This is a genomic window from Vibrio sp. CAU 1672 (assembly GCF_029223195.1).
GTDB lineage: Bacteria > Pseudomonadota > Gammaproteobacteria > Enterobacterales > Vibrionaceae > Vibrio.
This window is the reverse complement of the sequence record NZ_JARHUF010000010.1, coordinates 1-14,559: the sequence shown is the minus strand read 5'-3', so window position 1 is coordinate 14,559 and position 14,559 is coordinate 1. Positions and strand designations below refer to the sequence as shown.

The window sequence follows — 14,559 nt, the reverse complement described above, 5'->3', positions numbered from 1 at the left end:
GACGCCAACTACTTGGAACCACCTACAATAATAAGGATGAAGCACCGTGAACTACTCCGTTGCAACAGACGCCCTAAAAGGTAAAGTCATTCTGGTTACCGGCGCAGGTGCCGGAATCGGCCGCCAGGCAGCCCTCTCTTATGCGAAGCACGGCGCAACCGTGATCTTGCTCGGCAGAAACGTCCAAAATCTCGAATCAATTTATGATGAAATTGAAGCCGCCGGTTACCCGCAGGCTGCTATCATCCCACTCGATCTCAAAGGGGCGACAAAGCAGAATTACATCGATATGGCTGAGACCATTGAAGGGCAATTTGGCCGATTAGATGGCCTGCTGCACAACGCCGGCGTTCTCAGTGCGCTTTGCCCGTTTGAACAGATCAATGAGGAAGACTTCGACGATCTTATGCAAATCAACGTCAAAGCCGAAGTTCTGATGACCCAGGCCCTGCTGCCAATCCTGCGTAAGTCTGACGCCGGGCGGATAATTTTCACATCTTCCACCGTCGGCCATTCGGGCCGGGCCTTCTGGGGCCCATACGCAATTTCCAAATTTGCCGTTGAAGGTATGATGCAGGTTCTTGCCGATGAGCTGAGTGATACGCCAGTACGGGTGAACGCCATCAACCCGGGCGCCACCCGCACTCGTATGCGCGAGAAAGCCTACCCGGGCGAAGATGCCAGTACGCTAAAAACACCACTGGACCTGATGCCACTCTACCTGCACCTGATGGATCCGGCGGTAACCGATGTAAACGGTCAGTGTATTGACGCACAGCCGAAACGATAACGCATAGCATGACCGATTAAAAAGGCAGCAAACGCTGCCTTTTTTCATTTTTCTTCCGACAAACATCTTGCGACTTTCCATAACAGAAATATACTGTATAAATATACAGGTATTTATTATGCAAGATATTATCCAGCACTTAAAAAGCCAACAGCTTGTTTGGCAAGCCAATTTAACCAAGGCTGACCCGCACCAGTCGCTTAACAGCTCAGGGTTTCCTGAGCTGGATACCCTGCTTGGTGGAGGTTTTCCACCTCATGGTGTAGTGGAAATGGAATCCATCGGCAGCATTGGCGAACTGCGCCTATTGGGGCCTTATTTAAAAACGTCGCTGTCCACGGGGGTCACGGCATTCATCCAGCCACCCGCTTTGATCAACTCCCTGTTTCTGCACAGTATCGGCCTGGATCTCAACCAAGTTTGGGTCATCACGCCAGACCATCAGCGTGACACGCTTTGGGCGGCAGAGCAGTGCCTGAAAAGTGGCGTGTGTAGTAATGTCTTACTGTGGCAAGACGAACTCGAAATCCACCAGGTGAAACGCCTGCAAGTAGCCAGTGAGCAAGGATCCTGCCCGCTGTTTATACTTAAGTCCCCCCAAGTCAACCGCTTGCCTTTACCAGTTTCACTCAGTTTAAAGCTGCAAGGCCACCAACAAGGCATCAGTGTAGAAGTCTTAAAGCGCAAAGGCGGCTGGAACAAAGGCAAGGTCGAGATTAACTTCCACCACCACTACCCACAACTGGTGGTATCAAGCATGCCTCATCCTACTTCGACTGTGCTGCACTTCCCGATAGCCAGGCAGGGTTAGCAGCATGGCTTTGTGGATTTATTTGCATTTCCCCCGCCTGCAGCTGGATGCCCTGTTTGGTGACAACCAAACCCAACCCGTGGTGATAGTAGAAAGCCAGCGCTGCCGGATTATTCAATGTAACGACATCGCAGAGCGGCACGGTATTAAGCTCAATATGGGGCTGGGTAGCGCGGCCTCCTTGTGCCGTGACTTACAGGTACACCCTTACCATCCGCAAACAGAATTACACAAATTACAAGAAACTGCCCAGTGGCTGTACCTGATCACTTCTGATGTCGTGCTGATGCCAAAACAAGGCCTTTTACTACAAGCGACACCAATGCTCAACCTGTACGATGGGCTACAAAACTACTGGCGCAAAATCAGTACTCACCTGGCATCTTTAAAGCTGAGTTTTCAATTTGGCTGTGGCGGCTCTCCTTTTGCCGCAAAGCTGATGGCGCTTGCCGGCAGTAACCAACTGAGTGAAGACAAAGAATTCATTCAGCAGTCGCTCCGCCCCCTGCCCCTGACGCTGACCGACCTGTCCAACAGTACCGTCGATAAATTACAGCGGGTGGGGGTAACGACGTTACAAGGGCTGCTTGAGTTGCCTTTACAAGACATTGCCCGCCGCTTCGACATTGATTTGGTCAACTATGTCGGGCGCCTGACTGGTCAGTTCAAGCATCCGGTCGATTTTTATCATCCGACTGAAGCGTTCCGGGTGTATTTAGAACTGTTATTCGAGATCGAAAACGTGCAGTGGCTGGAAGAGCCCTTAACGAAGTTACTACGCCAGCTTGAAACCTTTCTCAGACTGAGAGGCAAAGTCGCTTTCGAGTTACAGCTAACGCTCCACCAGCGAGACAAGCAAGAACAGCATATTCAGCTCACTTCTGCGCAAGGTGATTATCTATGCCAGCGATGGCTGCAATTAGCCAGTTTGAACTTAGAATCACTGACTCTCAAAGGGCCGGTCATTGGTTTGACCTTGCAAGTGGTTCGCCAGGGCGAACCATTAAGTACCGCTTGTGATCTCTTTGCCGGTCAACAAGGCCGAATGAATAGATTAGAACTGCTGTCAGTATTACAAGCCAGGCTGGGGAAAACGTCAGTGCTCAAACCAGATATCGTTTGTGACCCACGGCCAGAGAAAACCAGTCAATATCGCCCGGCCGATGAGCCGAATGTCCCGCTTTCCTCGCCCCCTTCCCTGCTGCGACCGGCGATGCAGTTGCCCACCCCTATCCGATTACAAGAGCAGGTGTCGCTGATCCACGGGCCGGAACGGATTGTCTCTGGCTGGTGGGATGGGGATGAAGTCATGCGCGACTACTACATTGCCCACTCCAGGCAAGGTCGCTGGCTATGGGTGTTTCGCGATCAACACAAACATTGGTTTCTTCATGGGTATTTTTGTTAAATCATTATGAGTTACGCAGAACTTTTTTGTCAGTCCAACTTCTCTTTTCTTACCGGCGCCTCGCACGCAGAAGAGCTCGTGTTGCAAGCAGCGTTTTATCGTTATCACGCCATCGCGATCACTGATGAGTGTTCTGTGGCCGGAGTGGTCAAGGCGCATACGGCGATCCGGCAACACCAGCTGGATATCAAACAAATCGTCGGCAGCATGTTTTGGCTCAATAATGAGTGTCAGGTAGTACTGCTTTGCCCGTGCCGCAAAGCGTATGCCGAACTGTGCCGCATCATCACCAACGCCAGAAGACGCTGTAAAAAAGGCCATTACCAGCTGTCGGAATGGGATCTGATGTCAATCAGCCATTGCTTAGTACTGTGGTTGCCGGCACACCAAGCGAGCGATCATTACTGGGGGCGATGGCTTAACCAACATCACGCCAGTCGATTATGGATCGCGATTCAGCGTCACCTTGGTGGCGATGATGGTGCGTACACAGCGCACTGTGAAAAGCTGGCTCATGAGCTGCAACGACCAATTACGGCTTGCGGTGGCGTGCTTATGCATGCCGTCGAGCGCCTTCCTTTGCAACATGTCCTCACCGCCGTGAAACATGGTTGCAGTGTCGACAAACTCGGCTTTGAGCGCCTGTCCAATGCCGAGCGGGCCCTGCGTCCGCTGCATAAACTTGTCCGCATCTATAAACCAGAATGGCTGGCCGAGAGCAAATACATCGCTGATTTGTGTGAATTTCAACTCTCGGATCTCAAATACGAATATCCTACCGAGTTAATACCTGACGGCCACACCCCGATGGCCTACCTGCGCGGCCTCGTCGAACGCGGCAAAAAAACACGCTTTCCTGAAGGTGTGCCTGATGCGATTAATCAAACCATTGAAAATGAACTGCGTTTAATTGAAGAACTGGAATATCCGTATTATTTCTTAACCATTCACGACATTGTGATGTTTGCTAAGCAGCAGGGCATCCTTTATCAAGGGCGCGGCTCCGCCGCAAACTCGGTGGTGTGCTACTGCCTGGAGATCACTGCGGTCGATCCGCGACAGATTTCAGTGCTATTCGAACGCTTTATCAGTAAAGAACGCGATGAGCCGCCCGATATTGACGTGGACTTTGAGCATGAGCGGCGCGAAGAAGTGATCCAGTACATTTACAAAAAATACGGCCGCGAGCGGGCCGCCCTGGCCGCCACGGTGATCAGCTACCGCTTTAAAAGCGCGGTACGGGAAGTGGGCAAAGCGCTCGGCATTGAAGAAACCCAACTGGATTTTTTCATTAAAAACGTCAACCGGCGGGATCGCGGCCAAGGCTGGCAAGCCCAGCTCATTGAGCTGGGTTTACAACCTGAATCCCTTATAGGACAGCAGTTTATCCAGTTGGTAAATGAGATTATCGGCTTTCCACGTCACTTGTCTCAACACGTAGGTGGCTTTGTAATTTCATCCGGTCCGTTGTATGAACTGGTTCCGGTGGAAAATGCCGCCATGGAAGAGCGCACCATTATTCAATGGGATAAAGACGACTTAGAAAGCTTAAAATTACTGAAAGTTGATGTGCTCGCACTGGGCATGCTGAATGCGATTCGCAAATGCTTCCAGCTCGTAGAGCAACACCACCAGCGCTCACTTTCGATTGCCGAGATCACCCGACGCCGGGACGATCCCCATGTGTACCGCATGATCCAGAAGGCAGACACCATTGGCGTATTCCAGATAGAATCTCGTGCCCAGATGAGCATGCTGCCACGGCTTCAGCCCCGCTGCTATTACGATCTGGTGATTCAAATCGCGATTGTTCGCCCGGGCCCAATCCAGGGTGACATGGTACACCCTTTCCTTAAACGGCGTAACGGTGAAGAAACCATTGAGTACCCCTCGGAACAAGTGCGGCAGGTATTGGAACGTACCCTGGGCGTGCCTATCTTCCAGGAGCAGGTGATCAAACTGGCTATGGTTGCCGCCGGATTCACCGGAGGCGAAGCGGATCAGTTGCGTCGTGCGATGGCCGCCTGGAAGAAAAACGGCGATTTGGCCAAATTCAAGCCGAAACTAATTAATGGCATGCGTGAACGTGGTTATGAGCTTGATTTTGCTGAGCGGATCTTCGACCAGATTTGCGGCTTCGGTGAATACGGTTTCCCGGAAAGCCATTCGGCCTCTTTCGCGGTATTGGCCTATTGCTCGGCGTGGCTTAAATACTATTACCCCGCAGAATTTTACACTGCACTGTTGAACAGCCAGCCGATGGGATTTTACAGCCCCTCACAGTTAGTCCAGGACGCACGTCGACACGGAGTAGAAATCCTTCCTGTCTGCGTAAACCACTCGTCGTACCAACACCACTTAGTCAAACGTCCTAATGATCATCTTGGTATTCAGCTAGGATTTTGTTTAGTGAAAGGTTTTAGCGCAGAAAGTGCGAGTCGATTGGTCGAGCGTCGCCCGAGAACGGGTTATCACTCTATCCAAGAGGTGAAGCAGATCCTGCGAAACCGTCGGGATATTGAATTATTAGCGTCAGCCAATGCGTTTCATATCCTTTCAGGTAATCGCTACAACGCCCGCTGGGCAGCAATGGATTCACTCTCAGATTTGCCCTTGTTCAGTCATACGCAAGAGCCTGTAACGAGTTATCAAACTCAGCCTTCCGAGTACGAGAACTTGATTGAAGATTACGCCAGTACCGGGCTCTCGCTGCAGCGTCACCCCATTACCTTGCTGGAAGAAGCAGGCAAACTGCCGCGTTTTACCCGCATGACTCAGCTGGCTGAAAAAGAGCACAAATCATTGGTGACGGTCGTGGGTGTGGTCACTGGCAGACAGTCCCCTGGCACTGCGGCTGGAGTAACGTTTTTTACTCTGGAAGATGATACCGGTAACATCAACGTTGTAGTCTGGAGTGCCACTGCCCGTGAACAAAAGCAGGCTTACCTTACGGCGAAAGTGTTAATGGTCAAAGGCATTTTAGAACGCGAAGGGGATGTCACCCATGTGATTGCCGGAAAACTGATCGATTGCACATGTCACCTGGCACAACTGCAGAGCAAATCGCGGGATTTTCATTAACGAGCAACGTCCATAAACCAGCAGGGGAGGCGTGGCCTCCCCTGCTGTAAATTAACGGCCGGATTGCAGCACCTGGCGTAGTCGCTCCTGAGCCACTTCCACCAGCAAATCAGGCTGAAACTTAGAAATAAAACGGTTACATCCGACTTTTTGTACCATAGCTTCATTAAAGCTACCGCTGAGAGAGGTATTCAGAGTGACAAACAGCTCAGCCATCCGCGGATCACTTCGGACTTCATGGGTCAGCTTATAGCCGTCCATCTCCGGCATTTCTGCATCGGTGATCATCATCAGCAGCTCCTTAGCCACCTCTTTGCCTTCATCGCACCAACGCTTGAGTACTGTCAGAGCTTCCAGACCATCACGGCACTCAATGATATTCAGCCCCAGTTGCGACAAAGTATCGCGGATCTGATTACGCGCAGTGGAAGAGTCATCGACGATAAGAACATTACGCCCGACCATGGCTTGGGCTAACTCATGATCCAAAATACCTTCTGAGATCGTGACATCATAGTGAACGATCTCAGCAAGCACTTTTTCAACATCAATAATTTCAACAATTTGTGACGAATCACCGTCTTTAATCTGAGTAATGGCCGTCAGGTAAGTGGAACGACCGGATGTAGAAGGTGGTGGCTGGATTTCGGTCCACGCGGTATTGATGATATTACGCACCGGACCAACCAAAAAACCCTGCACCGTGCGGTTATATTCGGTAATGATCAGATTCTCTTCCTCGACTTCACCTCGGAGAGGCGGAAAGCCAATCGAGCTCCGCAGGTCAATCACCGGAACCGCGTCACCACGTAACGAGGCGACACCACGAATGTGAACGTGAGAGCCGGGAAGCTTGGTTAGCGGCGGAAGTTTGATGACTTCTTTCACTTTGAAGACGTTAATCGCGAACAACTGGCGACTGTTTAAGCTAAACAACAAAAGTTCCAGACGGTTTTCACCAACCAGGTTGGTGCGCTGATCAACGGTATTTAATACTCCGGACATACCACTACCTAAATACGAAAAAGACAACCTGTCACTCTTTATGACTTATGAATTATAAAAAGCGTTCAGCCTTTGAGATGAGTGACATACATCGCAACAAAGTACATTAACAGGCTAGATATAGCAATGGAGAGAAGCTCGTAGATTTAGCTAAATCACTAAATCCACGAACCCAGAGGTCACGGAGAGGAAAACTGGCTTAACCTTCGACGACTTTCATCAGAAGTTGGCCATCATAAAGTGCTTGTTTTACCAGCGCCGCACCGGGCATGGTTGCCTGTTTATAAAACCGTGATTCCACCAGTTCCAGATCCTGATGGTAAACCGGCAAACTCTGCTCTTCGATACAACGGCGGATCGCCGGGTACAAAACCTCTTTTGCCTGGTTTATCACACCACCAATAAGAATTTTTTCCGGGTTAAATAAGTTAATCACGATCGCAATCGCGGAACCCAGATAACGCCCCAGCTTTTCAATCACATCCACCGCCAGCGGATCACCATTTTCTGCGGCTTCACAAATACTCTCGATACTCATTTCTTCTTGCTCCGCAAGAATCGATGCTTCGCCAGCGGCAATACGCTCAACCACCTCTTCACGGATGGCTTGCGAACTCGCTACGGTTTCCAGGCACCCCCGGTTACCGCAATGACATCGCTTACCCTTGGGATCAATCTGGATATGCCCCAACTCACCGATATTGCCGTGCCGTCCTTGCAAAACACGGCCATCCAGGATGATACCGGCCCCCAGGCCATGGTGGATTGAGATCAGTACGGAGTTCTCGTTATCCTGCGAATGACCAAACAGTTTTTCCGCCAAAGCCCACGCTCGGGTATCGTTGGCGATAAACACTGGCAGACCTGTGGCCTTGTAGATCTCAGGGCCTAACGCCAGATCTTTGACATTATAATGTGGCATTTGCAACACCACACCTTGCTCCGAGTTGACTAAACCGGGTAACGTAATCGCAATACTGGTCACACGGTCAAGCTGATCAGCATAGGTCTGGAAGAACTCATCCAGCTCATAAAGCAAGCGAGCCAACACGTCATCCTGATCACGCTCATGGATCTCGATTTTCGTATCAATAAGCACATCACCACCAAGTTCGTGCAGTGCAATAGTAAGATAGCCCCGACCAAGCCGCATAGACAGGAACTGCCATCCTTCATTATTCACCTGCAAGCCGACCGCAGGCCGGCCACGACTAGTGGCTTCCTGCACCGTAGTTTCATGGATCAAGTGAGCTTCAATCAGTTCTCGAGTGATCTTGGTGATACTTGCTGGCGCAAGCTCACTCTGCTTGGATAAATCAATTCGAGAAATGGGACCTTTGAGGTCAATTAGTTTGTATACACGACCAGCATTGACCTGTTTGATATGATCAATATGGCCCGGTTGAGCCATGTACATCTTGCACTCCGAAAATCTATAACGACACAATTTTTTTACTTTGCGAAGTAATTGTGAAGTGAATTGATAAATCTCCGTGACAAGCATCACGTATAAACACGTTTGTTTGTGTATTCAATCAAATATCCGACATGTCTCTGCCGCAAATTTGGCTAACGAATCACTTATTTTTCAAACCAAATTAGGTATCTTAATCAGACTTTACTGCCCTGGCCGCCATTTAGGCCAAAAACCAACATTCCATAGGGAGTGTGCATATACTTATTACAATCACTAACACGATGAACCAGTCTCATTCCCACAGCGACATGCTTCGGAGACCTTATGACCCCTACATTAAGAAGAACCAAAATTGTTACTACGCTTGGCCCTGCAACTGACCAGGATAATGTCCTGGAAGAAATCATTAATGCGGGCGCCAATGTCGTCCGGATGAACTTCTCCCATGGCTCAAGTGAGGATCACAAACAGAGAGCCAGCAAAGTCCGCGCTATCGCGGCTAAACTGGGCCGCCAGATCGCTATTTTGGGCGATCTGCAAGGCCCGAAAATTCGCGTATCAACGTTTAAAGACGGCAAAGTCACACTAAATGTCGGTGATAAGTTCACCCTAGACAGTGACCTGGCGAAAGGAGAAGGCAACCAAGAAGCGGTCGGGCTTGACTACAAAGAGCTGCCTAAGGATGTAACACCCAACGACATTCTGCTGCTGGATGACGGACGGGTACAACTGCAGGTCACCAGCGTATCCGGGAACAAAGTTCACACCCGTGTAACCGTTGGGGGCCCACTGTCAAATAACAAAGGCATTAACAAAAAAGGCGGCGGCCTCTCTGCCGATGCCCTGACCGAAAAAGATAAAGCCGATATCCTCACCGCTGCGGAAATCAAAGTGGACTATCTTGCCATTTCCTTCCCCCGTAACGGAGAAGATATGCATTATGCCCGCCGGTTAGCCAGAGACGCCGGGCTGGAAGCCAAACTGGTAGCGAAAGTTGAACGCGCAGAAACGGTAGAAAGCAACGAATCCATCGACGATATTATTCTCGCCTCAGACGTGGTCATGGTTGCGCGAGGAGACTTGGGCGTCGAAATCGGCGATCCCGAGTTAATCGGGGTCCAGAAAAAGCTGATCCACCGGGCTCGCTCACTGAACCGCATCGTCATCACCGCCACACAGATGATGGAATCGATGATCAACAACCCGATGCCAACCCGTGCAGAAGTAATGGACGTGGCAAACGCGGTACTCGACGGCACAGACGCAGTGATGCTCTCCGGTGAAACCGCAGCCGGGGCTTATCCTATCGAAACGGTCAAATCGATGGCAGAAGTCTGTGTCGGGGCGGAAAAGATGGCGGAAGCCAGCCACTCCACCTACCGGATGGATCGTACGTTTGAGACCGCAGAAGAAACCATCGCCATGGCAACCATGTACTCCGCCAACCATATGCGAGGGATCAGTGCCATGGTCGCATTAACGGAATCGGGACGTACGGCGCTGATGATGTCACGTTTGAGTTCAGGACTGCCAATTTTTGCACTCTCGCGCAATGAAACCACACTAAATCAGGCTGCACTCTACCGGGGGGTAACGCCGGTTTATTTCGATTCTAAAGGTGAAAGTGGCCTCAAACCGGCCCAGGCAGCAATTGCCAGCCTGAAAGAACAGGGGTTATTAGGTGACGGCGATCTGGTGATCATCACCCAGGGAGATATCATGGACGTGGTTGGCTCAACCAACTGCATGCGCATTCTTTCAGCGTAATGACCAAAACCATAAGGGCTCTCCACCAGAGCCCTTAGTTACCCCACCAGCCTTCTGCTCCCGGGGAACTATGCTTATTCGCGGGCAACTATGTTTTTTTAAAAGCAACTATGTTTTTACAGGCAACTATGCTCGTTCGCGATCATCCGATTTAAGCCCATCATATAAGTCGACCAGGTTATACCCAGCTTGCAACCCCTGCTCATAATCATGCTCAAGTTGCTCTGGGGTACTCAGTAACGATGAGGACTGCAGCTCCTCTTTAGGTGCAACTTGCAAAACATACGCATCGTCGGGAGGGGCAGCCAGGAAAGCTTGGGTTAACTCATAAGTCTGATAGTGGATCATCAACATATCAGCAAGGCCTGAGTCAAAGTTCTCACCAATAATGTGACTCAAACGGTACAGATTTTCAGCACCAAACAACCAACGCCCGCCATTGAGCAACTTTCTACCGGGCTGTTTGCTTTGTCCGGCACTACTGATCTTCTGCTGAACAAACTGCGTCCAGTCTTCCTTCCACTGGCTGATTTTACTGTGCCACGAATCCTGAACTGAATTGAGCGATTCCCGGTACCACTCTGATGGCCGCTCACCCAACATACTCTGCGCCTGAGCTTCGATTTTTGAATAAGGCTCAGTCCTGATCACAATGATATTGCGCGCATTCTGGCGCCACGCCTCCTGAACAGGGATAGAAGCCGACACCCCGCCGTCAACATACCTCATTCCTTCAATTTCAACCGCGCTCTGATAAAGCTTGGGAATGGCACAAGTCGCAACCAGGGTAAGAAACCAATTATCCCCCAACATTGGTAGGTAATGATCCGTCAGAGAGTCTATGTCTGTCACGGCGGCAAACGCCCTCCGCTCACCCAACGCCCGGCGACCCAAGTCGATATCAAGCTTATAGGGGTACTGCTGAATACGCTCTAATGCCCAGTCCAGGCCAAGGTACTGGTTATGACGAATATAACGAAAGAGATTAAAAAAGTGGGTTGATGTAGTGAGGTCTGTGATGAAAGCCTTACCCATGCCATGCTGACGGCATAAGTATGAACAAAGGTTAAGTGCCCCGGCGGAAGTACCGTAAAATTCTTCAAAAGGGTCAAAATTGGATAACAAAAACGCATCCAGCACCCCGGCAGTGAAAATGCCCCTTTGGCCACCACCTTGGGCCACCAGAACCGTTTTGCCCTGCCAATAATGCCGGTAAACCGGCAAATCGATTTCAGTATGATAAGGCGTAATAAGCCCGCTATTACGTATCATTGGCTCAACCTTAGTTGGTTAAGCCGCAGTTATCGCAATCATACCAAATGAGATCAGCACAGCGAAAACCACCGCCACGATAACTAAGCTCATTTTTAGATCGTGTTCCATAAACACCTCCTTGTAATGTAACAAAGTAATAACACTGGTGTGAAATATGTTCAAGAAACGCCTAATTTAGTCGCACAATTTTGACTAAGGCATCACAATTAACTTAATCATAATAGGGAGATAGGAAAATGAGCAAGAAAGTTAGATGGATAATTGGAAACATATTGGCAATCATCAGCGTATCGACGAATGCTCAGATTTTGCTCACGCCATACTTAGGCTTTACCGGCGGAGGCGCGGTTGAAGATGAGGAGAAAAACACCTACAACCTCGATCCCGCCCTAAACCTTGCGCTCGCTGTAGAAGCCCCCTACGAGTCTGGAAGATTAGGCCTGTTCTACTCCCATCAATCCACCGAATTTGAAACCATTGCCAACTCTGCTGACGTACATTATTTACAACTGCAGAGCAGTGTCTATTACCCGCTGGATCAACACTGGTCGTCTTACATCGGGCTCGGTGTCGGAGGCTCTTACGTCAATGCCGACTGGGCAGATAAAAAATACGGTTTCTCTGCCAGTGCATTTGCGGGGATGGAATACGAGCTCTCCGACAATATGGCCATAACCGCTCAGATCCGCTGGCTGGGTACCGTGGTAGATAACGATACCAGTGGGGTGTGCGTATTACCCAATGATGGCTCCAACTGCGTGATCAAGTTCGAAACTGACTGGATGAATCAGTTCCAGTCCAATATCGGTTTTACCTTTCGCTTCTAACCTTGTGGTTCATCGACATTTCATCTGGCGGGTGTATGAATTACAGCCATACACCCCGAAAACAAAAAATAGATTAAATCACTAATACAACACCCCTTATACAGAGATTAAGCCGAGCCAAACGTCATCAAACCATAATAATGCTCCATACAAGAGCAAAATTAACAACATTAAAACCACACCCACCCCGTTGATTAACATATACATTCTATTGCGTTACACCCGATAACTCGTTAGTCTGAGGATATGCGGCAGATGATTATTTCAACTTTCGCAAACACACATCGAAATAACTAACATTTTATTCTAACCACTCTTTCGGTCACAGCTTTTATAACTACAATGAGATAAAACTTTAGAAGATGGTTTAGCTATAACCGATACCATGCAGCCTTTTCTTTTAGTTGAATTGTTACAAGTTGGGCATAAGAGAGCTTCATTCCGCAGGGAGTTGTATAGGAGTCAAGTATGAAGCGAGAACAATGGGGATCCCGTGCGGGATTCATCTTAGCCGCCGTCGGATCGGCCATCGGTCTGGGTAACATTTGGCGTTTCCCATATATGGCCTACGAAAACGGTGGCGGTGCCTTTTTTATTCCTTACCTTTTCGCCATGATCACCGCAGGTATCCCATTTATGATCCTCGAGTTCAGTATGGGACAAAAATACCGAGGTTCAGCGCCAACAACGCTAGCCAAAATCCACGCCAAATTTGAGTGGTTAGGCTGGTTTCAGGTCGGCGTTGCCGCCGTCATCGCGGTCTATTACGTAGCGGTGATCGGCTGGGCCATTTCTTACTTTGGTCTGTCGTTTACCCAGGGTTGGGGAGCCGACACGAACGCTTTCTTCTTCAGCGAATACCTTCAATTGGGCGATAACTCCCCGACTGACTTAGGTAGTATTCAATGGAAAATCGCTCTTTCTATGCTGATCGCATGGGCGATCACTTATATCGCGATCGCGAAGGGGGTCAGTTCAGGTATTGAGCGCGCGTCAAAAGTCATGATGCCAATCCTGTTTGTAATGGTGCTATTTTTGATTGTACGTATGGCTTTCCTGCCTGGAGCGTTGGATGGCGTGAACTACATGTTCGAGCCGGACTTTAGCAAAATCTGGGACGTAAAAGTTTGGGCCGCCGCTTATGGCCAGATCTTTTTCACCTTAAGTATCGGTTTTGCGATCATGCTGGCCTATTCCAGCTATCTGCCTGAAAAATCAGATGTTACCAACAACGCTTTCATGACGGTATTGATTAACTGTGGTTTCTCCATTCTGTCCGGCATCATGATCTTCTCGGTACTGGGTTACATGGCACAAGAACAAGGCAAACCACTGACAGAAGTCGTTTCTGCAGGGGTCGGGCTCGCCTTTGTCACACTGCCAGCCGCCATTAACTTGCTGCCAGCGCCATACATTTTGGGTCCATTGTTCTTCTTCGCCCTGGTTGTTGCCGGCTTAAGTTCACATATTTCCATCATGGAAGCTGTCACATCTGCGATCATTGATAAATTAAAATGGCGCCGTAAAAAGGCCGCAAATGTAGTAATCGGTACCGGCTTGGTTATTTCCATGGCCTTTGCCACCAACGGAGGCCTGCTACTGCTTGATTTGGTCGACCACTTTGCCAACAACATTGGCATTGTAGTCGGTGGATTAGTAGAAATCGTACTTATGGCATGGCTACTCAATAAAGTACCGGAAGTAAGAGAATACGTTAACGCCAAGTCAGATTTTACTATTGGCCAATGGTTTGAAGTCTGTTTACGCTTTATCACCCCAACCATACTGGCGGTGATCTTAGCCACCAAACTAACCACCCTATTCACCGAAGGCTATGGCGGTTATGACTTAACCCTCGGCTGGGCCATGATTGGCGCACTATTTACTTTCGGCCTCGCCATCAATGCCATCAACCGTGAGGAGCAGGCAAAATGACAACTAGCGCAATTATCATGATGATCATCGGCTTGGGTATTACCTGGGGAGGCGCGGCATACTGTATTAAGCGAGCGATAGACAAATAACCCAAACTAAAAAAAATGCCGGCATGTTGCCTAATGCATGTAAGTTAAGATAACTTAACGCTTTTTTGGAGGCCTAGTCGCATAGCGACTAGGCCTTTTCTTTACTGCTCTTGGGTAGCTTCTTTCTCTTCTCTCCGGCAGGGTAAAACTCTCT

12 protein-coding genes are annotated in these 14,559 nt (G+C 49.4%); 8 read left to right on the top strand and 4 right to left on the bottom strand.

Translation table 11 applies throughout. The features are described from left to right. The first annotated feature begins 46 nt into the window (after positions 1–46). The 4 genes from P2G85_RS11130 (at position 47) to P2G85_RS11115 (ending at position 6,090) form a co-directional block, all read left to right on the top strand. The gene (locus P2G85_RS11130) at positions 47–790 is read left to right on the top strand and encodes a YciK family oxidoreductase (protein ID WP_275864156.1); all 744 of its coding nucleotides are present in this window, start codon (positions 47–49) and stop codon (positions 788–790) included. 118 nt (positions 791–908) lie between these two features. Beyond that, positions 909–1,601: a translesion DNA synthesis-associated protein ImuA gene (imuA, locus tag P2G85_RS11125; protein ID WP_275864155.1), complete on the top strand. Its 693-nt coding sequence runs from the start codon at positions 909–911 to the stop codon at positions 1,599–1,601. Between the two features lie 4 nt (positions 1,602–1,605). Next, positions 1,606–3,009: a DNA polymerase Y family protein gene (locus P2G85_RS11120; RefSeq protein ID WP_275864154.1), complete on the top strand. Its 1,404-nt coding sequence runs from the start codon at positions 1,606–1,608 to the stop codon at positions 3,007–3,009. 6 nt (positions 3,010–3,015) lie between these two features. After that, complete coding sequence (locus P2G85_RS11115) at positions 3,016–6,090, top strand: error-prone DNA polymerase (RefSeq protein WP_275864153.1); 3,075 nt, start codon at positions 3,016–3,018, stop codon at positions 6,088–6,090. A 51-nt stretch (positions 6,091–6,141) separates the two neighbouring features. On the opposite strand, the gene P2G85_RS11110 is transcribed toward P2G85_RS11115, so the two are convergent. Both P2G85_RS11110 and P2G85_RS11105 read right to left on the bottom strand, forming a co-directional pair. After that, positions 6,142–7,095 (bottom strand): chemotaxis protein CheV, encoded by a 954-nt coding sequence (locus tag P2G85_RS11110; RefSeq protein ID WP_275864152.1) that lies wholly within the window; start codon positions 7,093–7,095, stop codon positions 6,142–6,144. A 199-nt stretch (positions 7,096–7,294) separates the two neighbouring features. Further along, positions 7,295–8,512: an ROK family protein gene (locus P2G85_RS11105; RefSeq protein ID WP_275864151.1), complete on the bottom strand. Its 1,218-nt coding sequence runs from the start codon at positions 8,510–8,512 to the stop codon at positions 7,295–7,297. A gap of 324 nt (positions 8,513–8,836) precedes the next feature. Between P2G85_RS11105 and pyk the strand changes: the two genes are divergently transcribed. Next, positions 8,837–10,279, top strand: coding sequence for a pyruvate kinase (pyk, locus tag P2G85_RS11100; RefSeq protein ID WP_275864150.1), 1,443 nt, complete (start codon positions 8,837–8,839; stop codon positions 10,277–10,279). A gap of 126 nt (positions 10,280–10,405) precedes the next feature. Here the strand turns inward: pyk and P2G85_RS11095 are convergent, their stop codons facing one another. Continuing rightward, entirely contained in the window at positions 10,406–11,551 is a 1,146-nt protein-coding gene (locus P2G85_RS11095) for a patatin-like phospholipase family protein (protein WP_275864149.1), read from the bottom strand. A gap of 18 nt (positions 11,552–11,569) precedes the next feature. Continuing rightward, on the bottom strand, positions 11,570–11,662 hold the full coding sequence (locus P2G85_RS11090) for a YnhF family membrane protein (RefSeq protein WP_275864148.1): 93 nt from the start codon (positions 11,660–11,662) through the stop codon (positions 11,570–11,572). Between the two features lie 128 nt (positions 11,663–11,790). Between P2G85_RS11090 and P2G85_RS11085 the strand changes: the two genes are divergently transcribed. From P2G85_RS11085 to P2G85_RS11075, 3 genes are all read left to right on the top strand, one after another. Further along, complete coding sequence (locus P2G85_RS11085) at positions 11,791–12,381, top strand: outer membrane beta-barrel protein (RefSeq protein ID WP_275864147.1); 591 nt, start codon at positions 11,791–11,793, stop codon at positions 12,379–12,381. Between the two features lie 468 nt (positions 12,382–12,849). Further along, positions 12,850–14,316 carry a sodium-dependent transporter gene (locus P2G85_RS11080; RefSeq protein WP_275864146.1) on the top strand — a complete coding sequence of 489 codons (1,467 nt, stop codon included), beginning with the start codon at positions 12,850–12,852 and terminating at the stop codon, positions 14,314–14,316. Next, on the top strand, positions 14,313–14,405 hold the full coding sequence (locus P2G85_RS11075) for a MetS family NSS transporter small subunit (protein ID WP_275864145.1): 93 nt from the start codon (positions 14,313–14,315) through the stop codon (positions 14,403–14,405). The genes P2G85_RS11080 and P2G85_RS11075 overlap by 4 nt, the downstream gene beginning before the upstream one ends. Positions 14,406–14,559 lie beyond the last annotated feature (154 nt).